This window comes from Amycolatopsis sp. NPDC051903 (assembly GCF_044452505.1).
In the GTDB taxonomy this organism is placed as follows: domain Bacteria; phylum Actinomycetota; class Actinomycetes; order Mycobacteriales; family Pseudonocardiaceae; genus Amycolatopsis.
Genome location: NZ_JBITBT010000005.1, coordinates 404,973 through 426,711 on the forward strand (window position 1 = coordinate 404,973; position 21,739 = coordinate 426,711).

At 71.2% G+C, this 21,739-nt stretch carries 20 protein-coding genes and 1 tRNA gene; 9 read left to right on the plus strand and 12 right to left on the minus strand.

The window, feature by feature from the left end:
• Positions 1-66 precede the first annotated feature (66 nt).
• Positions 67-1,755, plus strand: coding sequence for a fatty acyl-AMP ligase (locus tag ACIA77_RS15885; protein WP_395886589.1), 1,689 nt, complete (start codon positions 67-69; stop codon positions 1,753-1,755).
• Here the strand turns inward: ACIA77_RS15885 and ACIA77_RS15890 are convergent.
• Complete coding sequence (locus tag ACIA77_RS15890; protein WP_395886590.1) at positions 1,694-2,587, minus strand: dihydrodipicolinate synthase family protein; 894 nt, start codon at positions 2,585-2,587, stop codon at positions 1,694-1,696. The two genes, ACIA77_RS15885 and ACIA77_RS15890, sit on opposite strands and share 62 nt — an antisense overlap.
• A gap of 71 nt (positions 2,588-2,658) precedes the next feature.
• Between ACIA77_RS15890 and ACIA77_RS15895 the strand changes: the two genes are divergently transcribed.
• Positions 2,659-3,516, plus strand: a complete 858-nt coding sequence (locus ACIA77_RS15895; RefSeq protein WP_395886591.1) for a LysR family transcriptional regulator — start codon at positions 2,659-2,661, stop codon at positions 3,514-3,516.
• Between the two features lie 1,015 nt (positions 3,517-4,531).
• Here the strand turns inward: ACIA77_RS15895 and ACIA77_RS15900 are convergent.
• From ACIA77_RS15900 to ACIA77_RS15910, 3 genes are all read right to left on the minus strand, one after another.
• Positions 4,532-4,951 (minus strand): DivIVA domain-containing protein, encoded by a 420-nt coding sequence (locus tag ACIA77_RS15900; RefSeq protein ID WP_395886592.1) that lies wholly within the window; start codon positions 4,949-4,951, stop codon positions 4,532-4,534.
• Between the two features lie 181 nt (positions 4,952-5,132).
• On the minus strand, positions 5,133-5,726 hold the full coding sequence (gene pth / locus ACIA77_RS15905) for an aminoacyl-tRNA hydrolase (protein WP_395886593.1): 594 nt from the start codon (positions 5,724-5,726) through the stop codon (positions 5,133-5,135).
• Positions 5,727-5,735: 9 nt separating this feature from the next.
• Positions 5,736-6,341: a 50S ribosomal protein L25/general stress protein Ctc gene (locus tag ACIA77_RS15910; RefSeq protein ID WP_395886594.1), complete on the minus strand. Its 606-nt coding sequence runs from the start codon at positions 6,339-6,341 to the stop codon at positions 5,736-5,738.
• A gap of 350 nt (positions 6,342-6,691) precedes the next feature.
• Between ACIA77_RS15910 and ACIA77_RS15915 the strand changes: the two genes are divergently transcribed.
• Together ACIA77_RS15915 and ACIA77_RS15920 are read left to right on the plus strand one after the other, a co-directional pair.
• Positions 6,692-7,819 (plus strand): hypothetical protein, encoded by a 1,128-nt coding sequence (locus ACIA77_RS15915; protein WP_395886595.1) that lies wholly within the window; start codon positions 6,692-6,694, stop codon positions 7,817-7,819.
• A gap of 101 nt (positions 7,820-7,920) precedes the next feature.
• On the plus strand, positions 7,921-8,565 hold the full coding sequence (locus tag ACIA77_RS15920; protein WP_395886596.1) for an NAD(P)-dependent oxidoreductase: 645 nt from the start codon (positions 7,921-7,923) through the stop codon (positions 8,563-8,565).
• 42 nt (positions 8,566-8,607) lie between these two features.
• Here ACIA77_RS15920 and ACIA77_RS15925 read toward each other — a convergent pair whose 3' ends face one another.
• Positions 8,608-9,474: an esterase/lipase family protein gene (locus tag ACIA77_RS15925; RefSeq protein WP_395886597.1), complete on the minus strand. Its 867-nt coding sequence runs from the start codon at positions 9,472-9,474 to the stop codon at positions 8,608-8,610.
• A 217-nt stretch (positions 9,475-9,691) separates the two neighbouring features.
• Between ACIA77_RS15925 and ACIA77_RS15930 the strand changes: the two genes are divergently transcribed.
• The gene (locus ACIA77_RS15930; RefSeq protein WP_395886598.1) at positions 9,692-10,342 is read left to right on the plus strand and encodes a TetR family transcriptional regulator; all 651 of its coding nucleotides are present in this window, start codon (positions 9,692-9,694) and stop codon (positions 10,340-10,342) included.
• On the opposite strand, the gene ACIA77_RS15935 is transcribed toward ACIA77_RS15930, so the two are convergent.
• The 5 genes from ACIA77_RS15935 to ACIA77_RS15955 form a co-directional block, all read right to left on the minus strand.
• The gene (locus tag ACIA77_RS15935; RefSeq protein WP_395886599.1) at positions 10,324-11,175 is read right to left on the minus strand and encodes a TIGR03621 family F420-dependent LLM class oxidoreductase; all 852 of its coding nucleotides are present in this window, start codon (positions 11,173-11,175) and stop codon (positions 10,324-10,326) included. The two genes, ACIA77_RS15930 and ACIA77_RS15935, sit on opposite strands and share 19 nt — an antisense overlap.
• A 415-nt stretch (positions 11,176-11,590) precedes the next feature.
• Entirely contained in the window at positions 11,591-12,571 is a 981-nt protein-coding gene (locus ACIA77_RS15940; RefSeq protein ID WP_204093314.1) for a ribose-phosphate diphosphokinase, read from the minus strand.
• Positions 12,568-14,061: a bifunctional UDP-N-acetylglucosamine diphosphorylase/glucosamine-1-phosphate N-acetyltransferase GlmU gene (gene glmU, locus ACIA77_RS15945; protein WP_395886600.1), complete on the minus strand. Its 1,494-nt coding sequence runs from the start codon at positions 14,059-14,061 to the stop codon at positions 12,568-12,570. Before glmU ends, ACIA77_RS15940 begins: the two co-directional genes overlap by 4 nt.
• Positions 14,062-14,107: 46 nt before the next feature.
• Positions 14,108-15,802, minus strand: a complete 1,695-nt coding sequence (locus ACIA77_RS15950; RefSeq protein WP_395886601.1) for a diguanylate cyclase domain-containing protein — start codon at positions 15,800-15,802, stop codon at positions 14,108-14,110.
• 96 nt (positions 15,803-15,898) lie between these two features.
• Positions 15,899-15,970: transfer RNA gene (locus ACIA77_RS15955), tRNA-Gln, on the minus strand.
• Positions 15,971-16,176: 206 nt separating this feature from the next.
• Between ACIA77_RS15955 and ACIA77_RS15960 the strand changes: the two genes are divergently transcribed.
• Together ACIA77_RS15960 and ACIA77_RS15965 are read left to right on the plus strand one after the other, a co-directional pair.
• On the plus strand, positions 16,177-17,136 hold the full coding sequence (locus tag ACIA77_RS15960) for an acyl-CoA desaturase (RefSeq protein ID WP_395886602.1): 960 nt from the start codon (positions 16,177-16,179) through the stop codon (positions 17,134-17,136).
• 325 nt (positions 17,137-17,461) lie between these two features.
• A complete protein-coding gene (locus tag ACIA77_RS15965) occupies positions 17,462-18,511 on the plus strand; it encodes an alcohol dehydrogenase catalytic domain-containing protein (RefSeq protein ID WP_395886603.1) in 1,050 nt (349 codons plus the stop codon).
• On the opposite strand, the gene ACIA77_RS15970 is transcribed toward ACIA77_RS15965, so the two are convergent.
• Positions 18,495-19,403, minus strand: a complete 909-nt coding sequence (locus ACIA77_RS15970) for a LysR family transcriptional regulator (protein ID WP_395886604.1) — start codon at positions 19,401-19,403, stop codon at positions 18,495-18,497. The genes ACIA77_RS15965 and ACIA77_RS15970 overlap by 17 nt on opposite strands.
• A 77-nt stretch (positions 19,404-19,480) precedes the next feature.
• On the opposite strand from ACIA77_RS15970, the gene ACIA77_RS15975 reads away from it, so the two are divergent.
• Both ACIA77_RS15975 and ACIA77_RS15980 read left to right on the plus strand, forming a co-directional pair.
• On the plus strand, positions 19,481-20,311 hold the full coding sequence (locus tag ACIA77_RS15975; protein WP_395886605.1) for an oxidoreductase: 831 nt from the start codon (positions 19,481-19,483) through the stop codon (positions 20,309-20,311).
• A 99-nt stretch (positions 20,312-20,410) separates the two neighbouring features.
• The gene (locus ACIA77_RS15980) at positions 20,411-21,001 is read left to right on the plus strand and encodes a TetR/AcrR family transcriptional regulator (RefSeq protein WP_204096834.1); all 591 of its coding nucleotides are present in this window, start codon (positions 20,411-20,413) and stop codon (positions 20,999-21,001) included.
• 8 nt (positions 21,002-21,009) lie between these two features.
• Here ACIA77_RS15980 and ACIA77_RS15985 read toward each other — a convergent pair whose 3' ends face one another.
• Positions 21,010-21,711 (minus strand): hypothetical protein, encoded by a 702-nt coding sequence (locus tag ACIA77_RS15985; protein ID WP_395886606.1) that lies wholly within the window; start codon positions 21,709-21,711, stop codon positions 21,010-21,012.
• Positions 21,712-21,739 lie beyond the last annotated feature (28 nt).

Below are 21,739 nucleotides of genomic sequence, written 5' to 3' on the forward strand. Positions count from 1 at the left end.
GGGCCGATCGACGCTGTTCACGCCACCGCGGGCGCGCGTTGACAACCAGACAGTAATCTGACGCCCATGAGTCGGTTCGTGGACACGCTCGTCGCAACGGCGACGGGGCGGGGTCAGCAGCGCGGCATGGTCACGGGGGAGCCCAAGGAGCCGGTGCGCCGGACGTGGGCGGAGGTCCACGGCCAGGCCAGGAGGATCGCGGGCGGGTTGGTCGCGGGCGGGCTGGAGCCCGGCAGCGCGGTGGCCGTGCTGGCCGCGGCGCCGGTGCTCATCGCGCCGACCGTGCAGGCCGTGTGGCTCGCGGGCGGCAGCGTGACCATGCTGCACCAGCCGACGGCGCGCACGGACCTCGGCGAGTGGGCCGAGGACACCGTGAAGGTGCTCGAGATGATCGACGCCGGGCTGGTGCTGCTGGGCGAGCCGTTCGACCAGCTCGCGCCCGTGCTCGCGGAGAAGGGCATCAACCACCGGCTGATCACGGAGCTGGCCGAGTCGGAGCCGCTCGCGGACGTCGTGCCGACCGGTGAGGACGACACCGCGCTGCTGCAGCTCACCAGCGGTTCGACGGCCGAGCCGAAGGCCGTGCGGATCACCTACGGCAACCTCTACACCAACGTCAAGGCGATGGTCGACCGCGCGGAGTTCGACTTCGACGTCGACGTGATGGTCTCGTGGCTGCCGACGTTCCACGACATGGGCATGGTCGGCTTCCTGACGGTGCCGATGACGTTCGGCGTGGAGCTGGTCAAGATCACGCCGGTCGAGTTCCTCACCGGTCCGCTGATCTGGCCCGAGCTGATCTCCAAGTACAACGGCACGACCACGGCCGCGCCGAACTTCGCGTACGCGATCGTCGGGCGGCGCATGGCGCGCGTCGAGGACGACAACGCCTACGACCTGTCGAAGCTGCGCATCGCGCTGAACGGCGCGGAGCCGATCGACGAGACGGCGGTGCAGACCTTCGTCGACGCGGGCGCCCGCTTCAAGATGCCGGCGGAGTGCGTGTTCCCGGCCTACGGCATGGCGGAGGCGACGCTCGCCGTGTCGTTCGCGCCGCTGTTCACGGGCCTGACGCTGGACGTGGTGGAGGCCGACGCGCTGGAGGCCGACGACCGCGCCGTCCCGGTGCCCGGGGGTGACCCGCGGCGCGGCACGGACGAGGTGCGCTCGTTCGCGCTGCTGGGCCGTCCGCTCGACGGGCTGGAGGCGAGCATCGTCGACTCGGCGGGCACCGTGCTCGGCGACCGGCAGGTCGGCGAGATCCGGCTGCGCGGCCCGGCCGTGACGCCGGGGTACCTGACCGTCGACGGCCCGCTGGACACGCAGGACGCCGACGGCTGGATGCTGACCGGCGACCTCGGGTACCTCGTCGACGGCCAGATCGTGATCTGCGGGCGCCGCAAGGACGTCATCATCATGGGCGGCCGCAACCTCTACCCGACCGACATCGAACGCGCGGCGACTTCCGTCGAGGGGGTGCGGGCCGGCAACGCCGTCGCCGTGCGCCTCGACGCGGGCAGCCGCCGCGAGCGCTTCGCCGTGGTCGTGGAGTCCAAACTGGCCGGTGACGCCGACGCGGAACGCGCGCTGGCCAAGCAGGTCGCGGCGCGCGTGCGCGACGCCGTGGACATGCGGCCGTTCGCCGTGGTCGTGCTGCCGGCCGGCAGCCTGCCGAAAACGCCGTCGGGCAAGGTCAAACGAGCTGCGACGGCGGTTCAGTACGCGGACAAGATCGCGCACCACGCCGAAGACTGAGCAGCGTTTCCACCGCGGCCGGCGCCGCGGGCAGCAGGGGCAGCCGCACGTCCGGGGCCGGGATCCGGCCCAGGGCGTGCAACGCTCCTTTGAGGACGGTCGGGTTCGGCTCGGCGAACGCGGCGGCCGACAGCTTCGCGAGCGCGGCACCTCGTTCGCGGGCCTGGGCGACGTCGCCGCGCGCCCACGCGTCGGCGAGCGCGACGAAGTCCTTCGTGTCGAGGTGCGCCGACGCGAGGATGCCACCGCGCGCGCCGAGCGCCATGAGCGGTCCCGCCACCACGTCGTCCCCGGCCAGCACGGCGAAGTCCGGCGGACAGTCGCCGAGCAGGTCGACGGCGTCGTGGTCGACGGCTCCCGTGGCGAGTTTGACGCCGACGATCCGGGGGAGTTTGCCCAGCTCACGCAGGGTGTGGGCGCTCAGCGGCTGCGCCGTGCGGTAGGGCACGTGGTAGACGACGATCGGCACCGGCGTGGTGGCCGCGAGCCGCTCGAAGTGCGCCCGGACGCCGGCCTCGCCGGGCCGCGTGAACGGCGGCACGGGCACCAGCGCCGCCGTGATCTCGGGGCGCGGTTCGAGCTCCGCCGGGTCGGCCGCGCCGACCACCAGTGCCGCGTCGTGCTCGCGGCACACCCCCGCGCACACCTCGACGACCAGTTCTTTCTCGACGGCGTCCAGCGACCCGGGTTCACCGGTCGTCCCCAGCGCGACGAGTCCCGTCGCGCCGTCTTCGAGCACCTCGTGGGCGAGCTTCTCCAGCGCGTCCACCGCGACCCGGCCGCCTTCGTCGAACGGCGTGATGAGCGGGACGAGGATCCCGTGCAGTTCCATGGGACAAGGGTGGCTCGCGCTGATCGTGCAGGTCCAGTTCGCGATCGTGGCCTTGAGCTTAAGCTGAACTGATGCTGGACGTGCGCCGCCTGCGCCTGCTCGTCGAACTCGCCCACCGCGGGACGATCGTCGCGGTTGCGCAAGCGCTTGCGTTCACGCCTTCGGCGGTCTCGCAGCAGCTGTCGGCCCTCGAACGCGAGGCCGGTCTGCCGCTGCTCGAACGCACCGGCCGCACCGTCACCCTGACGCCGGCGGGCCGCGGCCTGGTCGAGCACGCTTCGCTCGTCCTGGCCCAGCTGGAACGCGCCCGAGCTGATCTCGACAACGCCCGCGCCGGCCTCGCCGGCCCGGTGCGCATCGGCACCTTCCCGAGCGCCGGCCGCACCCTGCTGGCTTCCGCCCTGGCCGGCTTGGCATCCGCCCACCCGGCCCTGACGCCCCACCTCGTGGAGCTCGACCCCGCCGCCGTCGCCGACGCCCTCCGCGCGGGCACCCTCGACGTCGCCCTCGTCCACGACTACGACCTCACCCCGGCTTTGGACGAACCTCTCCTGTGGACAGAGCCCATGTACCTCGCCGCCCCCTCGCCGACCCCGGACCTCGCCTCCTGCCGCGACGCCGCGTGGATCGTCGCGACGCCCGGCACGGAGTGCCGCCGCATGACCGAACGCGCCTGCGCCGCCGCCGGCTTCGAGCCCTCGGTGCGCCACCAGGTGGACGACTTCGCGACCGTGCTGGCCCTCGTCGCCGCCGGCCAGGGCGTCGCACTGGTCCCGGAACTGGGCGTCGCCGACCCTCCCGCCGGCGTCGTCCTGACGCGGATGCCACTCTCCCGCCGCACCCGCCTCGCGCACCGCCCCGGTGCCTCCCAGCACCCCGCCGTGCGCGCCGTCGCCACCGCCTTCCGCGCGGCTGCAGCAGGGCGGTGACTCCCGGCCCGGCACCTCGGCTTACGCGGCCGGCTTGGCTATTCCTGGGATTTCGTTATTGCCTCTCCACCGCTGCCGGGACCACAGCGGTCGCCGCAGGCTTGGCTCGGCCCTGGATTTCCGTGCTGACGCTGTACCGCTACCGGGACTTCCGCGGTCGCTGCTGCTCGCTCGCCGATCCCGGGCGCGCAACCACCGCACTGCTCGGCTTTCGACCCACCTCGGCCGCTTCACCACCGGCCAGCCGTGGCCGCCCGGGTCAGCGCCCCAGATGTCCTCGCTCCACCGGCCGCCCGCACTTCTCACGCGCTTCGCCGGCCCCGCCTGCCTCACGATGGCGGTGCCGTCCCCGCTTGTCCGCGCGGCCGCCGCCGAACGCTGAGTTTCGATCATGGCCCGGGCGGACATGCCCCCGCCCTCCCTTGGGGGGCGTCCCCGCTCCAGTCTATCGGCGACCCCCGACAGGTTCGGGGGATCGGTGCAGGTCAGGGGTGGGTTGTCCACAACTCGGGTGCACTGTGGACAGGCGCGGAACGAGGAGAAGTCCGCTGGTCGGGAGGAGAAAGTAAGCCAAAGCGAGGGAGGCTGGGTGCTCGCAAGTGCAAAGAAATGGCCTGCGAGTTGCCGTGAAGGCGGTGGGATGGCGGTGTGCGAAAGAGCTCGTGCCCTGGGGTGGAGGCGGTGGGGCGGCGGCGTGCGAAGAGCTCGTGCCCTGGGGTGAAGGCGGTGAGGCGGCGGCGTCCGAAGAGCCTGCGCCTTGCCGCGCAGACGGTGGGAAGGCGGCGTGCGAAGAACCCGTGCCCTGCTGCGACGGTGGCGGGACGGCAGCGCGCAAAGAACCCGCACGCCACCGCGAAGGCAACCAGGAGACACCACACAAAGAACCGGCCCGCTCGTGAAGCTGAGCGGGCCGGTTCGGCGTTCGGGGTTCGGGAGTCCGGAGGGCGGGGTTGGTCGGAAGAAGGGAAAGCGCCGCGGGGGAACGGCGCGGAGGGACCGTTAGCGCCCCATCGGGCTACTGGAGGTGTTCGGCAGCCTCCCCGGAATCGGACTGCGGCGAAGGCTCAGCACCCGAGCTCGAACCCGAGCCCGAAGGCTCAAAACCCGAAGGCCGCGGAGCCCGCGCAGAAGTAGCCTCCCCGGCACCGCGCGCGCCGGGCACCGAAGGCGCCCGACGGCCCGACAGGTCGGCGAGCTGGGCTTCCACGACGTCGAGGAAATCGTCGACTTCGCGTTCGTCGTAGCCGCGCTTGCCGATGAGCGGCTTGGAGAACATCACGTGGTGGACTTCCGCTGCGGTGAGGTCGTCCTCGGCGGCGATCGTTTTCGCGATGCGCCGCAGGAAATCGTCGACCTCGTGTTTCGCGTAACCACGGCGGCCGATCGGGGCGTTACCGAAGGTGACCTCGGTGAGGTCCTCGGCGGTAAACGACATGAAACATTCTCCGATTCAGGGTCGGTCTGCGAACTCCCGCATTCCGTCCTAACCGGTCACCGGGGCGGCGGGAAGGCCGAGCGCGCCGGGACGACTCGATCAGGCCCCCATGAGCCGCCCATCGAGTGAGGGAAAACTACGCACCGCTACCCAATATCACTCACAGAGAGCAACCGGGTGCTCAACCCGCGTGGAACTCGTTCTGCGCCGCGGTGAGTCCCTTCGCGACGAGCGCCTCGACCGCGTCCGCGGCGGTCGACACCTCGAACGGGAGCTCCTTGCGCTCGACCGTCGAGAAGTCCTTCAACACGAAATCGGCCGGGTCCTGGCGGCCCGGCGGGCGGCCGATGCCGACGCGCACGCGGTAGTAGTCACGCGTGCCCAGCGACTTCGTGATGGACCGGAGGCCGTTGTGGCCGTTGTCGCCGCCGCCGAGCTTCAACTTCAGGCCGCCGAACGGCACGTCCAGCTCGTCGTGCACCACGACGACACCCGACGGCGGGATCTTGAAGAACCGGGCGGCACCCACCACGGGGCCGCCGGAGAGGTTCATGAACGACCGCGGCTTCATCAGCACCACGCGCTGCCCGGCGAGCCGCCCCTCGAGCACTTCGCCCCCGGTCTTGTGCGCCTTGAACTTGCCGCCGATCCGGCCGGCGAGCTCGTCCAGCACCATGAAACCGACGTTGTGCCGGTTGCCGGCGTACTGGGGCCCGGGATTGCCGAGGCCGGCGAGCAGGATCAGCTCGCCGGCCCCGGGCAGGTCTTCACTCACGAGGTGAGTTTATTCGGCTTCCTCGGCCGGAGCCTCGCCGGCTTCGACGGTCTCCTCCTCGGAGACCTCCTCACGCTGCGGCTCGCTGATGGCCACGACCAGCGCCTCGCCGTCGGTGACCAGCTCCGCGCCGCGCGGCAGCGTGATCTCGGCGGCGGTGATCTGGGTGCCGACCTCGAGGCCCTCGACCGAAACCTCGACCTGGTCCGGGATGTGCAGCGCCTCGACCTCGACCTGGATGGCGTCGAGGTCCTGGTTCACCAGGGTGCCCGGGGCGGCGGTGCCGGTGACGACGACCGGCACGTCGACGGTGACCTTCTCACCACGGCGCACGACCAGCAGGTCGACGTGCTCGATGTAGTTCTTCAGCGGGTGCACGACGATGGTCTTCGTCAACGCGAGCTCGCTGGAGCCCTCCAGGTCGAGGGTGATGACGGCGTTGGAGCCGTTCTCACGCACGACGCGGGCGAACTCGAGGGCCGGCAGCGCGAAGTGCCGCGGGTCCGAGCCGTGCCCGTAGAGGACCGCGGGGATCTTGCCGGCGCGACGGGTGCGTCGCGCGGCGCCCTTGCCGAACTCGGTGCGCGGCTCGACGGTAAGACGTACCTCGGACACGGTGTAGCACTCCTTCAAATCACAAATCGGTGCAGCAGGTGGCGGCGGGGATCGTCGATCTCTGCTTCATGGCGGTGTTCTTCAAAATCGGCTGCGTACGGCGGCGAGTTTCCGGGCGTGAACGCTCCACGGGGCTTCTCGAGCCGCCGCGTCGATCACGCTGGGCACCCCAGGGTGCACCCGCCTCGCCGAGACAACTCGAGAAGTGTAAACCCTCGTCGCACAAGGAGCTTGCGGCGGGTGGCCCCGCACGACTAAACCTTGGTTCTGCCGCCGGGTGACGACACAATTCCGGTGGTGCAGGCGCGTGCCGCGGGCATGGGATGATTCCGCGGAAAAGAGGGGCGAGAATGCGGGCTCGATGGACCGCCGTGGCGGTCGTGCTGCTTTGTGGGGTCCTCGCGGGCTGCCAGATCGCCGTCCGGGGTTCGGCGGGTGTTTCGGCCGCTGACCAGCAGAAAGCCGATCGGCTGAGTGAGCAGCGAGACGCCGTGCTCGGCGCGTTGGAGGCGCTGGACCGGGCGCCCGCGCTGGAGTTCGACACCACGGTGAAGGACGCGTCGGGCAAGCCGATCGGTCTCGGTTACCGCATCACGCGCGACGGCGACGGGTTCGGCGCGCTGCCGTTCGAAGGTCACATCGTGCAGGTCACCGAGCCCGCGGGTGAGCTCTACCTCTCCGCCGACGCCGACTACTGGAAGTCCCACGGTCTCGAAGAGGACAGCGCGCAGTTCGGCACGGGCTGGGTGCACACCGTCGGCACGGAGCTGCCGATGGACCCCGCCAAGCGGCTCGCGCCGGACCAGCTCGCGGCCGGGCTGCGCAAATCGTTGTCGAGTCTCAACCAGACGGCCGACCCGGTGAAGCGCAAGCTCGACGACGGCACGGAGGTCTACCAGCTCGGCGGCGGCCTCGGCGACCTGCAGGTGACGACCGCGAAGCCCTACCGCCTGGTCTCGTTCGCGCCGGCGCTGCTCGACCCGCTGGGCGGCGCGAAGCTCGGCACCGGCTTCCAGGTGAAGGCGCTGACCGGCGACGCGCTCAAGAAGTTCCACACGGACTTCGTCGCCACCGTCGGCGGGCTCGGGACGCCGTTCGACGGGCTCGCGCAGTCGAGCGTGGTGGTCACCAACGACCGCCTCGACTGCCAGGACTTCGTCGGCTCCTGCACCGCCACGGTCGACGTCACCAACAGCGTCGTCGGCAACGGCCCGGGTGCCACGCCGACCGTCCACATCACGCTGACCATCGAGATCAGCGCCGACGCGCTGGGCTCCAAGACCTGCACCACGCAGGGCGACGCCGCCGCCGACGCGACGCTCACCATGTCGTGCTCCGTGAAGTTCACCCTCCCCAACCGCACGGCGAGCTACCAGGTCCTGGCCAAGCCGACGGCCGTGGGCGAGGTGCACGTCCCCGTCGACGTGAACGCGGTGAAGGCGAAGCTCACGCAGTCGTTCGCCGCGCTGGGTGGTTGACCTGCACGCCTACCCGGCGGTGCGTTGGTTTCGTTGAAGTAGCGGATCTTCGGTCTCTACCCTCGCCCTCGTTGAGAGTTCAACCAGAGGGAGCGGGAAACATGAGCAAGCTGGTGGTGTTCGGCGCGACGGGGTACGCGGGCGGCCGGATCACGGAGGAGGCGCTGAGGCGCGGGCACGCCGTCACGGGCGTGGCGCGGAAGGCGGACGGGCTGCCGGCCGAGATCGAGGCGCGGGCGGGGTCGATGCACGACGCCGGGTTCGTGGCCGACGCGACCAAGGGTGCCGACGTGATCGTGGTGGCGACGCCGGGCCGGGCGAACGAGGAGGGCAAGAGCCTGCTCGACGCGTTGCCGACGCTGGTCGACGCGGCGCGGGCGGCCGGTGCGCGGCTCTCGTTCGTCGGCGGCGCGGGTTCGCTGCGCGTGGCCGAAGGCGGGCCGCGGCTGATCGACACGCCGGAGTTCCCCGCGGAGTACAAGCCGGAGGCCGGCAGCCACGCCGAGGTGCTGGCGGCGCTCGAGCAGCTGCCCGGTGACGTCGACTGGTTCTACGTCAGCCCGGCCGCCGAATTCGGCGCGTGGAACGCGGGTGAGCGCACCGGGAAGTTCCGCGTGGGCGGCGACGTCCTGCTGTCCGGCGACGACGGCCACTCGCACATCAGCGGCGCCGACCTCGCGATCGCCTACCTCGACGAGATCGACGAACCGCGCCACCGCCGGCGCCGGTTCACCGTCGCGTACTGACGGCGCGAGGGGCCCCTCGAACCCGAGGGGCCCCGGCGCGGCTCAGCCCGGCGAACCGGCCGTGCAGAAGAACTTCGTGGCGTGCGCCGGGTCGAGGGCGTTGGTCACGAGGTTCCAGACGTTGAGGTCGTAGGCCTCCCCGATGTGCCCGACGGGGTCGAACGGGCAGGTGTCCTGGACGTACTCGTTCACCACCCCCGGCTCGCGCACGAACGCCGTGTCGGTCGGCGTCACGAGTTCGTCGAAGCGCGACGTGATCACGGTGTAGTGCACGCCCGGCTGCGCGATGGGACCGTTCGTGAGCGTCTTGACGGCCGAGCCGTCGGTGATGAGGTCGTCGCAGGCCGGGCAGCCGAGCGTCTGCAGCGCCTTGCCGACGGCGTCGCGCTCACCCTGGCCGAGCAGGTACGCGAGCTTCGTCAGACCGGCGAACGTGGTGCCGTGCGTCGGCGGCGCGATGGCGACGACCGAGCCGATCTTGTCGGCGATCCCCTGCGTCTTCGTGACGTACAGGGACTGGAAGCCGCCCTCGGAGTGGCCCACGACGTCCACTTGGGACGCTCCGGTCTCCGCGAGCACCTGCCCGATGAACTGCTTGATCTCACCGGCGGAGTCGGCGATCGGCCGCAGGCCGCCGACGACCGGGAACTCGGGGTAGGCGCCGTAGGTCGAGCTGAACGTGCAGTAGCCCTTGGCCGCGACCGCGGACTGCAGGAAGTTCAGGTCTTCGTAGTACGTCGCGCCGAGGCCGTGGAGGAAGACCACCGGCCGCGGGTGCGCGGCGCTCGGCCGGCACGACGGGTCGTTGTTCCCACCGCCTGCCGCCTGGGCGGGCGCGGCCGTGAACGCGGCCACTGCCAGTGCCGCGACGGCCAGCACGGCCGCTTTCGTCCGCAATCGTGTCCTCATGCGAGAGGTCCTTCCTCGGCGTCGTTGCCGATGGTCGACGGGGGCGGGAGAAGATCGGTCGCGCGAAGAGTAGCGCCGGCCGTCCCGCCGCGCTGGGTCCACAGTGGACTCAGCGCGGCGGCCGTCTTGACATCGAATACCTCCGGGTATTGGATACCTGAAGGTATTGAGTTGCGGCGGCGAAAGTCAAGCCCCTGACCAGGGAGGATTCGCGAGGATGCGCACGCGGCCGACCCGCGCCGAAACACGCCGTCGGGTCCTCGACGCGGCGTTCGAGGTGTTCGGCGACAAGGGCATCGCGGCCACGAAGCTCACGGAGGTCGCGGCCGCCGCGGGCCTCACGAAGGGCGCGGTCTACTCCAGTTTCGCGTCGAAGGACGAATTGGTGCTGGCGCTCATGGAGGAGCACGCCGTGCACCGGCTGGAGGCCAGCCTGGCGGGCTTCGCGGCGGCGGGCGACGGCGCGACGGGGCTGGCCGAGGTCGCCGCCGTGCTGATGCACGAGATGCGCGCGGACGCCGTCTGGCACCGCCTGCTCGCCGAGTTCTTCGCCATGGCCCACCACGACGCCGACCGCCGCGCCGCTCTGCGCGAGCGCCGCCGCGCCGTCCGGCAGACGATCGCCGCGGCGCTCGACCGGCTCGCCGCCGGTTTCGACGTGACGCTGCCCCTGCCGTCCGAGGAGTTCGCCGTGGTCCTGCTGGCGCTGAGCAACGGCCTCGCCGTCGAAGCCGACATCGACGACGAGGCCGTCCCGGAAGGCCTGCTCGGGCGCGTGCTGACGCTGATCGCGGGCGACGCCGTGGCGAAGGTGCGCTCAGCCGCGGAAAGCCTTGAGGGGCAAGGAGATCAGGCTCCGCGCAGCTGAGCGACCACGGGTGCGAGAGCCTCCATCATCGAGTCGAACACGGTGATGTAGGAGAAGCCCCAGCGTTCCCGGCGCTTCACGAGCTGCTCGGCGATCTCGTCCACGGTGCCGAACAGCAGCTGCGGTGTTTCGAGCAGCTCGTCGACACCCGGCTCGGGCTCGGTCAGCGACTGCCACTCCTCGGCCGCGGCCCGGCGGTCGGTGGTCACGACCACTCGCTGCACGAGCAGGTTGTACTCGACGTCCCGATCACCGGCCAGCGACCGGAAGTACGCGACGCGCTCGTCCATCGCCGGCGCCGGGTCGAGCACGAACGTGCCCGGTGGTTTGCCCGGCGCCTGCCGCAGCCCGGCGAACCCCACGACGTCGGCCTCGGCCGCCGCCAGCGCGAGCACCCCGTCGCTGTTGCCCGCGATCAGCAGCCGCGGCACGGTCTCCAGCCGCGAGCGCAGCTCGGCCAGTCCGTCGCGCAGGAACGCGATCCGGTCCGCCGCCTTCAGCCACGGCAGCCGCGCTTCGTCGAACTCGGCCTTCATGTGCCCGGACCCCAGCCCGAGCTCGAGCCGGCCGTCCGTCAGCACGTGCGTGCTCTCGACGTCCCGCGCGAACAACGCGACGTTGTAGAACGGCAGGTTCGACACGAGCGTCCCCACCAGCGGCCGCGACGTCACCGCCGCCGCGGCCACGAGCGCCGGGAACGGCGCCGGCCGCCCGGCCCCCAGGTGGTCGGGCACGCTGATCGCGTCGTACCCGAGCTCCTCGGCCCGCCGGCACTGATCGGCGAACGACGACGTCACGGACCGCAGGCTGACTCCGAACTTGAACTTCCCCATGCAGCGAAGCTAGCGGCCCGGCCGCGATCTGGGGACAGAGTTCGCCGCGGGTGAACCGATGGCTCGCCGGTGAAGGACGCGGAAGAGCCGGCTTCCGCGGTCGCCGCCCGGGCGGCCCGGGAAGTCGGGCAGGTCGCCGGTGTGGCGCAGCTGATCGTCTCGAGCGGGGCACGCGGCAAGCGGTTCACCTGCTGCACGCGATCGTCGCGTTGCGGCTTCCCCAAGAACCGTCGAAGCCGTCACTGACTCAGCGCGAGCTGGTCGACAAGTGGACCTGCGAAGTCGTCCGGCCGAGGCGGTCGAGTACGGGCTGATCGACCACCTCGCGCCGGTGCCGAGCGGGAAGTAGCTCAGGCCGCGAACACACTTTCGCCGTCGGCGGACCGGAGTCCGCCGACGGCGAAAGGGGAGAAACTCAGGCGGCGCCGTCGAACAGGGACGTCACCGAGCCGTCTTCGAAGACCTGCTGGATGGCCTCGGCGAGCATCGGCGCGATCGAGAGGACCGTCAGTCCCGGGAAGCGCTTCTCTTCGGGGATCGGCAGGGAGTTGGTGACGATGACCTCGCGGGCCTTGCACTGCGAGAGTCGCTCGGTCGCCGGGTCGGACAGGATGCCGTGGGTGGTCGCGATGACGACGTCGGCGGCGCCCTCGTCGATCAGCGCCTCGGTGGCCTTCACGATCGTGCCGCCGGTGTCGATCATGTCGTCGATCAGCACGCAGAGCTTGCCCTCGACCTTGCCGACCACGCGGTTGGCCACGGCCTGGTTCGGCTTGTCCGGGTCGCGCGTCTTGTGGATGAACGCGATCGGCCGGTCACCCAGCTGCTGCGCCCACTTCTCCGCCAGCCGCACGCGGCCCGAGTCGGGCGAAACGACCGTGATGTCCGCGTCGCCGTAGGTGGCCTTGATGTGGTCGGCCAGCACGGACTGCGCCATCAGGTGGTCGACCGGGCCGTCGAAGAAGCCCTGGATCTGCGCGGTGTGCAGGTCCACGGTCATGATCCGGTCCGCGCCCGCGGTCTTGAACAGGTCCGCGATGAGCCGCGCCGAGATCGGCTCGCGGCCCTTGTGCTTCTTGTCCTGGCGCGCGTACGGGTAGAACGGCATGACCACGGTGATCCGCTTCGCCGAAGCGCGCTTCAGCGCGTCGACCATGATCAGCTGTTCCATCACGTACTCGTTGATCGGCGTGGTGTGCGCCTGGATCACGAAGGCGTCGGTGCCGCGGACGGACTCCTCGAACCGCACGAACAGCTCGCCGTTGGCGAACGTGTGCGCGGTCTGCGGGGTGATCGTCACGTTGAGGTGCTTGGCGACCTCTTCCGCGAGCTCCTGGTGCGCCCGGCCGGAGAAGAGCATCAGATTCTTCTTCGGCGTACCTGACTTCGGACTCATGCTGGCGACTCCCCGTCGTTTCCTGCTTCCGACACGGACACGGCGGTGTCCTCACTCGCGGCGAGGGCGGCTTCCGCCGCTTCCGCCGCCGGCGTGCCCGGCCTGCGCCGGACCGCCCAGCCCTCGACGTTGCGCTGCGGCCCCGCCGAGAGCGCAAGTGCACCAGGCGGCACGTCGTCCCGGATCACCGCACCCGCTCCACTGTAAGCGCCGTCACCGATCCGCACCGGCGCGACGAGCGTGTTGTCCGCACCAAGCCGGACGTGGGACCCGACCACCGTGCGGTGCTTGTTCACGCCGTCGTAGTTCACGAAGACGCTGGAGCAGCCGATGTTGCTGTGGTCGCCGACGGTCGCGTCGCCCACGTACGTGAGGTGCGGCACCTTGGTCCCGGTGCCGATCTGCGCGTTCTTCGTCTCCACGAACGCGCCCAGCTTGCCCTTGGCGCCGAGCTTCGTGCCCGGCCGCAGGTAGGTGTACGGGCCGACGTTCACGCCATCGCCCAGCTCGGAGTCGTCGGCGTGCACGCGCACCACGGACGCGCCCGCGCCCACCGTCACGTTCACCAGCGTCGTGTCCGGGCCCACCAGCGAGCCCTCACCGACGGACGTGGTGCCCTTGAGCTGCGTGTTCGGCTCCAGCGTGACGTCACGCGACAGCGTCACGTCGGCCCCGATCCACGTGGTGTTCGGGTCGGTCACGGTCACGCCCTCGCGCTGCCAGCGGCGCACGATCCGGCGGTTGTACTCCGCGCCCAGCGTCGCCAGCTGCACGCGGTCGTTCACGCCCTCGGTGACCCACGGGTCGTCGACCACGAGCGCGCCGACCCCCTTGCCGTCGTGGTGCGCGATGCCCAGCACGTCGGTCAGGTACAGCTCGCCCTGCGCGTTGTCCGTCGACAGCCGCGACAGGCCGTCGGAGAGCACCGCGGCGTCGAACGCGTAGACACCCGAGTTGATCTCGGTGATCTCGTGCTGCTCCGGCGTCGCGTCCTTGTGCTCGACGATCGAGCTCACGGCGCCGCGGGCGTCGCGCACGATGCGGCCGTACCCCGCCGGGTTCTCGACCACGGCGGTGAGCACGGTGACCGCGTTGCCCGAACCGGTGTGCTCGGCCAGCAGCGCGGCGAGGGTGGTGGTGTCGAGCAGCGGCACGTCGCCGTAGCTCACGAGCACCGTGCCGGTGAGACCCGCCGGCAGTTCGTGCAGCGCGCACGACACCGCGTGGCCGGTGCCCTTCTGCTCCGCCTGCACGGCGGTGGTCACCTCGCGGCCCAGCGCTTCGCCGACGCGCGCCAGCTCCGTGCCGACCGCTTCGCGGCCGTGGCCGATGACCACGACCAGGTGTTCGGGGTTCAGGCCGGCCGCGGCGCGGACGGCGTGCTCCACGAGGGGGCGCCCGGCGATCGGGTGCAGCACCTTCGGGGTGGAGGAACGCATGCGGGTGCCCTCACCCGCGGCGAGGATCAGCGTGCTCAGCGGGCCGCTCAACGAGACTCCCAACGATTCACCGGCTCGTTTCCGTCGGGCAACGATCCTACGTCGGCTCCTCGACGCCCCACGAGGGGTCGGCGTGGACGCTTTCCGCAGGCCAGCTCGCACCGGCGTCGCCCGCCATCGAATTGGCCGAGGCGACCTGGTTGCCGCCCCCGCGTTTCGCTTCGTACATCGCCGCATCCGCGCGCGCGAGCACCTGCTCGGCCCGCTCCTGCGGCCGCAGCGACACCAATCCGATGGACAGGGTGACGCCGTGCGACAGGTGGTGCGGCAGCTCGGCCACCGACTTCACCGCGCGGCCGAGCGCCATCTTCGCGGCCGACGCGGGCGCTCCCGGCAGCAGGACGATGAACTCGTCACCGCCGTAGCGGGCCACGACGTCGTCGCCGCGCAACGCGTCACGCAGCGTGCTCGCGACAACGCGCAGCACGTTGTCGCCTTCGGCGTGCGACTGCTTGTCGTTCACGCCCTTGAAGCCGTCGAGGTCCACGAGCCCGACGGCGAGCGGCTGCGCGTCGGCCGACGACGCGAGCGAGCGCAGGCGTTCGTCCAGCGCGCGGCGGTTCGGCAGCCCGGTGAGCGGGTCCTGAAGCGCCTGCTGGGTGATCGCGCCGTGTTCGGCCGAGAGCCGTTCGTGCTCGCGGCGCGCGTTGAGCGTGGCGATCTGCGATTCGCGCAGCGTCCACATCTCGGCTTCCAGCGTGGTCGCGTAGTCGATCAGCGACTGGCTCGCGCCCGACGCGTAGTCCGGTGTGGTGTCCAGGCGCGCGAGCTCCCGCGCGATGTTGAGCCGCATCGACGGCTGCGACAGGTCCTTCGACATCGCTTCGCGCGTGTCGCGCAGCACCTCGAGCGCCTCGTCGCGGCGGCCGGCGCGGTCCAGGCAGCGCGCGAGCGCGATGGCGACGATCTCCTGCTCGTGCGGGAAGTGGTGGCCCTGGCGCATCTGCCACAGCCGGTCCACGTGCTCGGCGGCCGGGTTGTGCAGCGCGAGCGCGGCGGCGAGCACCCCGACCTGGTCGACAGCGGCGACGCCGGCCTTGCGCGGGAACAGCGATTCGGCGAACGGCCCTTCGGCCGCCACTGCCATGGACGCGGCGGTGCGGAACTTCTCGGCCGCCTCGTCGTACTGCTCGATGCGTTCGAGCCGCAGGCCCCAGCCCAGCAGCATTTTCACGCGGTTCATCAGCTGCAGCGTGATCTCGTGCGGGCTCGCGCTCTCGCGGATCGCCTGGTGCGCGCGGCCGATGACCTCTTCGGCGGCTTCGTACACGCCGAGCTGGTTGAGCACGATCCAGCAGTCGATGAGCGCCATCGACTGCATGCGGTTCCAATTGCGCACGCCGACCTGGCGGTCGGGGATCGTGGAGTCGTCGAGGATCGCGAGGGCGCGGGCGATCTCGGTGAGCGCGGCGTCCTCCTGCGCGGCCAGCACGAGCCGGCGCCCGCGCAGCGCGTGCGCGTCGGCGCGCAGCAGTGACAGACCGTGGCGGCGGGTGTGGGCGAGCATCTCGTCGAGCCGCGGTTCCGCTTCGGCCGCCAGCCCGCGCGTGACCAGCCGCGCGAACGCCGACGCGCGCAGCAGTTGCGCCACCAGCGTCGGTTCGCCGCGGCGCAGGGTTTCGTCGAGCAGCTCGTCCATGATCGCGACGATCTCGAGTTGTTTGTCGAACTCCTGCCGCTGGACGGCGGCGATGAGTTCCCGCGCGCGGCCGACCAGCCAGGCGTCCGACATCTCGACGAGAGTCGGTCGCTTGACGCCCCCGGAGTCGATCGCTTCGTCGCTCAGCCGCCCCACACCCCCATCGCCTCGGGTCCGGTCATACGCCTGCTCCGCCGCCAGGATTCGAACCTGAACTGTCAGAACCAAAATCTGAAGTGCTGCCGATTACACTACGGCGGATCGATCCTGGTCAGGATAGCGATGATCGGCGACAGCGGTGGCGGGAGGGTGAGGCGCCCGCGCGCCGGGTACCCACGGTTCGGACCACGTGTGACGGGAACCGGGCATTTCGGGCCTCCCCAGGGCTCGAAACCTCCTGTACCGTAACTTACGGCATCGTAGGTTAGGTCACCCTTCGCAAGGGCTCGTAGGAAGAAGTGAACTGTATGACGGCCACCCTCGACCGTTCCCAGCCCGCTGGAGAGCCACCGGCCCCGAAGGGCCCCAAGCCGATCCTCGACGGCAAGCGGGGCATCGGAGTGCAGGTCTCGGTGTACTTCGGAGTGCTCGCGCCACTGGTGGCCCTGCTGGTCGCCGTGCCGTTCGCGTGGGGCTGGGGCCTGACCTGGGTCGACGTCGCGCTGTTCGTCGTTTTCTACGGCATCAGCGGGCTCGGCATCACCGTCGCCTACCACCGGTACTTCACCCACGGTTCGTTCAAGGCCAAGCGCTGGCTGCGCGTCGTGATGGCCATCGCGGGCAGCATCGCCCTGCAGGGCCCGGTCATCACGTGGGTCGCCGACCACCGGCGCCACCACGCGTTCTCCGACCGCGACGGCGACCCGCACTCGCCGTGGCTGTTCGGCACCTCGCCGGCGGCCATCGCCAAGGGCTTCTGGCACGCCCACATGGGCTGGCTGTTCGAGCGCGACACGAGCAACCAGGCCCGCTTCGCGCCCGACCTGGTGAAGGACAAGGCGATCCGGAAGGTCGACGACCTGTTCTGGCTGTGGTCCCTCGTGTCGCTGGCCCTGCCGGCCCTGCTCGGCGGCCTCATCACGTGGTCGTTCTGGGGCGCGCTGACCGCGTTCTTCTGGGCCGGTCTCGTGCGCATCTGCGTGCTGCACCACGTGACCTGGTCGGTCAACTCGATCTGCCACATGATCGGCGAGCGCCCGTTCACCGCGCGTGACCGCTCGGCCAACTTCTGGCCGCTCGCGATCTTCTCCTTCGGCGAGTCCTGGCACAACCTCCACCACGCCGACCCGACGTCCGCCCGCCACGGCGTGAAGCGCGGCCAGATCGACATGTCCGCACGGCTGATCTGGATGTTCGAAAAGTTCGGCTGGGTGCACGACGTCCGCTGGCCGACGCCGCAGCGCCTGGCCCGCATCGCGGCCGAGTAGTTTTCCGGTTTCTGGCGGACCACCGTGGTGCACGGTGGTCCGCTTGCCGTTTCAGGGGTTTGTTCACCGCTCGGGCCGGCCGCCGGTGTTCGGCCCCGGTGGCCGCGCCGGTGCGCCACGCGCTGACCCGAGCCCGGTCCGCTCGCGTTGAGCACGCTGACGCCGGTCGCGTCCGGCGGAGCCCGTTTCGAGCAAGCTGCGGAAGAAGCAGTTCACCAGTGCGCTGTCCATGCTGATCGCGCATGCCCGGGTTGACTGATCTTCGCTTCCCGCGCGGTTTTCGCGGCCTTAGCGTCGGGGAAAGTCGAAGCAGAAAGGCTTTCCCGTGCGCGCAGCCACCCTCACCGCTTTCGGATCCCCGCTCACCGTGGGCGAGGTGCCCGATCCCGAGCCGGGCGGGGGCGACGTGCTGGTCGAAGTCCTCGCGACGGTGGTGGCCCCGTACGCGGCCGAAGTGTTCAGCGGCGAGCGGAAGTACCCGCTCGAGCCCCCGGTCGTGCCGGGCGTCGGCGGTGTCGGGCGGGTCGTGGTGGTGGGCGCGGACGCGACCAAGCTGCGCCCCGGCGACCTCGTCTGGTGCGATTCGACGGTCCGCGCCCGCGACGACGCCCTCACGCCCGACATCACGCTGCAGGGCTGGAGCTCCCGGGGCGAAGGCGGGGCGCGGCTGTCCCGGTACTTCCACGACGGCCCGTTCGCCGAGCTCATGCGCGTGCCGACGGAGAACGTGCACCCGCTGCCCGCCGGGGCGGATCCCGTGCGGTGGGCAGCGCTGGGCGTGCACGTGATCCCGTACGGCGGCCTGCTCGCGGGCGGCCTTGCCGCCGGGGAGACCGTGCTCGTCAGCGGCGCGACCGGCAACCTGGGCAGTTGCGCGGTGGCGGTGGCGCTCGCGATGGGCGCCGGGCGCGTCGTGGCGGCGGGCCGCAACCGGGCGGCGCTCGACCTGCTCGCGGATCGGTTCGGCGCGCGCGTGCGGCCGGTCGGCCTCGACGACCTCGCTGATCTCGACCCCGTCGACCTCGTCCTCGACCTGCTGCCGCCGCGGGCTCCTGCTTCGGCGGCGCGCGCGGCGGCGCTGACCGTGCGGGAACGCGGCCGCGTCGTGCTGATGGGTGGTGTCGGCATGCTGGGTGATCCGGACCTCGCGCTGCCGTACCCGTGGTTGATGCGCAACTCGGTCACCGTCCGCGGGCAGTGGATGTACCCGCGCGAGGCGAACGTCGGCTTGATCCGGCTCCTCGCCTCGGGCGCGCTGGATCTGGCGCCGGAGCGGATCACGCGGTTCGGGCTGGCGCAGGTGAACGAGGCCGTCGCCCACGCCGCCGCGCACGGTGGGCCGTTCGACCGCACCGTGCTCACTCCGGTGGCGTGACGCCTTGCGCCGCGAGCCGGGCCGCGCGGGCGTAGGCGTGGACGAGCGGCCGGTCGTCGTCCTTGCGCCAGGCCAGGGCGAACCGGCTGGGTGACACGCCGCGCACCGGCAGCGCGACAACGTCGCCGCGGGTCAGCAGGGGTGCGTTGCCGGCGGCGATGAGGCAGACGCCGCGGCCGTCGACGAGGGCTTCGTAGGTTTCGTCGGCACTGGTGATCTCGGCGCCGATCACCGGCGCCCGGCCGGCGCGCGCTTCCGGCGCCAGCCAGTAGTCCCGCAGCGGGCCCGCGCTCTCGGGCAGCGCGAGGAACGGCTCGTCGAGCAGCTCGGCGAAGTCCACAGTGGACTGACCCGCGAGCCGGTGCCCGGCGGGCAGGGCGACCAGCCGCGGTTCTTCGGCGACCACGACCCAGTCGTAACGCTCGGCGCCGGGCACGGGCAGCCACACGAAGGCGACGTCGGTGGAGCCGTCCGCGAGCCCGGCGGTGGAGTCGTGCCAGCCGATCTGCCGCAGCGTGATCCGGGCGTGCGGGTGCTCGCCGGTGAACCTCGACCGGACGCCGGGCAGCAGCCCGCCCCGGCCCGGACTCGTGCTCATCCCGACGACGAGCGTCTCGCGCTGTTCGGCCTTGGCGCGCACGACCGCTTCGTGCGCCGCGTCCCACTCCGCCAGCACCCGGCGCGCGTGCGGCAGCAGCGCCTCGCCGACGGGCGTCAACCGGACCGTACGGCGGTCGCGCTCGAACAAGGCCGCGCCGAGTTGTCGTTCGAGCATGCGGATCTGCTTGCTCAGCGCGGGCTGCGAGACGTACAGCCGCTCGGCCGCGCGCGTGAAGTGGAGCTCCTCGGCGGCCGCGGCGAAGTACCGCAGGTCGCGGCTGTGCACGTCCACAACCAATGGTTATCACAGCAGGTCTTGGACGGGCGAGCGCTTTACCAGCAGAGTCGGTTCCGACGAAGGGAACGGACATGAACAAGGTTTGGCTGGTCACCGGGGCGAACAGCGGCTTCGGCCGCGCGATCACCGACGCGGCGGTGGCCGACGGCGACGTCGTGGTCGCGGCGGCGCGGCGCCCCGAGACGCTCGCCGACGTCGTCGCCGCGCACCCGGACCAGGTCGAGGCGGTGGCACTGGACGTCACGGACCTCGCGGCGGTCGAGGCCACCGTCGCTTCGGTGATCGCGCGGCACGGCCGGATCGACGTGCTGGTGAACAACGCGGGCCGCAGCCACGTCGGCGCCTTCGAAGAGACCACCGACGAAGAACTGCGGTCGCTGTTCGACGTGCACGTCTTCGGTCCCGCGGCGCTCGTGCGCGCCGTGCTCCCGCACATGCGGGCCCGGCGTTCGGGCGCGCTCGTGCAGATGAGCAGCATGGGCGGGCAGCTCTCGTTCGCGGGTTTCTCGGCCTACAGCGGCACGAAGTTCGCGCTGGAAGGGCTTTCGGAAGGACTCGCCGACGAGGTGAACCGCCTCGGGATCAAGGTGCTGATCGTGGAGCCCGGCGCGTTCCGCACCGGGCTGTGGGGCAGCACGAGCCGCAGCGACGAGATCGCGGACTACGCCGATTCGGTCGGCCCCACCCGCCGGCTGGTGGTCGACGCCGACGGTACGCAGGCGGGCGACCCCGCGAAGGCCGCCGCCGCGATCCTCGCCGCGCTCGACGCTCCGGACACCCCGCTGCGCCTCGCGCTGGGCGCGGATGCCGTCGACGCCATCGGCGCGCACCTCGACCAGGTGCGGGCGGACCTGGCCGCGTGGGAGGCCCCCGCGCGGGACACCGCGTTCGACAACGCCTGACCTGCCGCTACCCTGCTGCGCATGGCGGGGAGACGGCGAGCGAAGCGCGAAGCAGCGGTGACCGGCGCGCGGCCGGCCACGCCGGTGCCCCGCGTCCGCATGACGGGCAGCGAGCGGCGGCAGCAGCTGCTCGCCGTCGCGCGGGCGCTGTTCGCGGAGAAGGGCTTCGACGGCACATCGGTCGAAGAGATCGCCGCCCGCGCCAACGTGTCGAAGCCGGTCGTGTACGAGCACTTCGGGGGCAAAGAGGGCATCTACGCGGTCGTCGTGGACCGCGAAACGCAGCTCCTGCTGGACCGCATGGTCAACACCCTCCACGGCGGCCACCCCCGCGTCATGCTGGAACAAGCGGCGATCGCCCTGCTCAGCTACGTGGAGGACTCCCACGACGGCTTCCGCATCCTCGTGCGTGACTCCCCGGTCGCCAGCTCGACCGGCACGTTCTCCACCGTGCTCAACGACATCGCCGGCCAGGTCGAACACATCCTCGCCCAGCAGTTCGCGGCGCGCGGGTACGAGGAGAAGCTGTCCGCCCTGTACGCCCAGGCGCTCGTCGGGATGGTCGCCTTGACGGGCCAGTGGTGGCTGGACGCGCGGAAACCGAAGCGCGACGAGGTGGCTGCGCATTTGGTGAACCTGGCTTGGAACGGGCTTTCCCACTTGGAACACAAGCCGCGGCTGCTGGGTTGACGGCCGGGTCAGCCGAGGGTGCTCACGTAGGCCAGTAGACCCAGGGCGGGCACGGTCGCGGCTGCCAGCGTGAGCGTTCGGCCGGCCGGACGCGGGCCGGAGAACACGAGCTTGACGCCGAACGGCACGAGCGCGACGCACAACCCGGCGGCACCGAGCAGGGACACCACGGTCGTCCCCTTGAGCACGCCCAGCGGCATGCCGGCTGCGAGCGCCAGCGCCACGCACTGCACCCTGCCCAACGCGCCGGCGCGCCACGCGCCGATCGCCAGCACGAGCCAGCCGAACACGACGGTGAAGGACAGGAAGCTGAACAGGTGCAGGTCGCCGTAGGCCTCGCCGACGAAGGCCGTCGCGAACCCGGCTCCGCGGCGCCGCGCCAGGTCCAGCGCGGCCTGGTCGAACCCCGCGTGGAAGGTGCGTTCGAAGAGTCCGGTCACGACGAGCGCGCCGCCCCAGGCCGCCCAGCCCGGTCGCCCAACCGCGATCCGCGCGACGAGCGTGAGCACGGCGGGCCAGAGCAGGACGGTGCCGGCGAGCACGCAGGTGTACGCGGCGGTGAGCAGGCCCGGGTGCTCGACGGCGGCGGTGAGCTGGTCGGGGAAGAAGAACGGGAACGGCACGCGCAACACCATCCCGGTCAGCACCAGGAGAGGGCCGGCGATCAGCGCGGGCCCGCCGATCCGGCGTTCGAGGCAGCGATGAGTCATGCCGCGAACTCTGGCGGCGATCGGGCCA

What these genes read in the sequence shown, in the direction of transcription:
- ACIA77_RS15960 (WP_395886602.1), top strand. Translation starts at nt 16,177, where the DNA reads ATGACGGCCACCCTCGACCGTTCCCAGCCCGCTGGAGAGCCACCGGCC.
- ACIA77_RS15920 (WP_395886596.1), top strand. Translation starts at nt 7,921, where the DNA reads ATGAGCAAGCTGGTGGTGTTCGGCGCGACGGGGTACGCGGGCGGCCGG.
- ACIA77_RS15935 (WP_395886599.1), bottom strand. Translation starts at nt 11,175, where the DNA reads ATGGGGAAGTTCAAGTTCGGAGTCAGCCTGCGGTCCGTGACGTCGTCG.
- ACIA77_RS15885 (WP_395886589.1), top strand. Translation starts at nt 67, where the DNA reads ATGAGTCGGTTCGTGGACACGCTCGTCGCAACGGCGACGGGGCGGGGT.
- ACIA77_RS15950 (WP_395886601.1), bottom strand. Translation starts at nt 15,802, where the DNA reads ATGTCGGACGCCTGGCTGGTCGGCCGCGCGCGGGAACTCATCGCCGCC.
- ACIA77_RS15985 (WP_395886606.1), bottom strand. Translation starts at nt 21,711, where the DNA reads ATGACTCATCGCTGCCTCGAACGCCGGATCGGCGGGCCCGCGCTGATC.
- ACIA77_RS15975 (WP_395886605.1), top strand. Translation starts at nt 19,481, where the DNA reads ATGAACAAGGTTTGGCTGGTCACCGGGGCGAACAGCGGCTTCGGCCGC.
- ACIA77_RS15915 (WP_395886595.1), top strand. Translation starts at nt 6,692, where the DNA reads ATGCGGGCTCGATGGACCGCCGTGGCGGTCGTGCTGCTTTGTGGGGTC.
- ACIA77_RS15930 (WP_395886598.1), top strand. Translation starts at nt 9,692, where the DNA reads ATGCGCACGCGGCCGACCCGCGCCGAAACACGCCGTCGGGTCCTCGAC.
- ACIA77_RS15890 (WP_395886590.1), bottom strand. Translation starts at nt 2,587, where the DNA reads ATGGAACTGCACGGGATCCTCGTCCCGCTCATCACGCCGTTCGACGAA.
- ACIA77_RS15980 (WP_204096834.1), top strand. Translation starts at nt 20,411, where the DNA reads ATGACGGGCAGCGAGCGGCGGCAGCAGCTGCTCGCCGTCGCGCGGGCG.
- ACIA77_RS15940 (WP_204093314.1), bottom strand. Translation starts at nt 12,571, where the DNA reads ATGAGTCCGAAGTCAGGTACGCCGAAGAAGAATCTGATGCTCTTCTCC.
- ACIA77_RS15900 (WP_395886592.1), bottom strand. Translation starts at nt 4,951, where the DNA reads ATGTCGTTTACCGCCGAGGACCTCACCGAGGTCACCTTCGGTAACGCC.
- ACIA77_RS15925 (WP_395886597.1), bottom strand. Translation starts at nt 9,474, where the DNA reads ATGAGGACACGATTGCGGACGAAAGCGGCCGTGCTGGCCGTCGCGGCA.
- ACIA77_RS15895 (WP_395886591.1), top strand. Translation starts at nt 2,659, where the DNA reads ATGCTGGACGTGCGCCGCCTGCGCCTGCTCGTCGAACTCGCCCACCGC.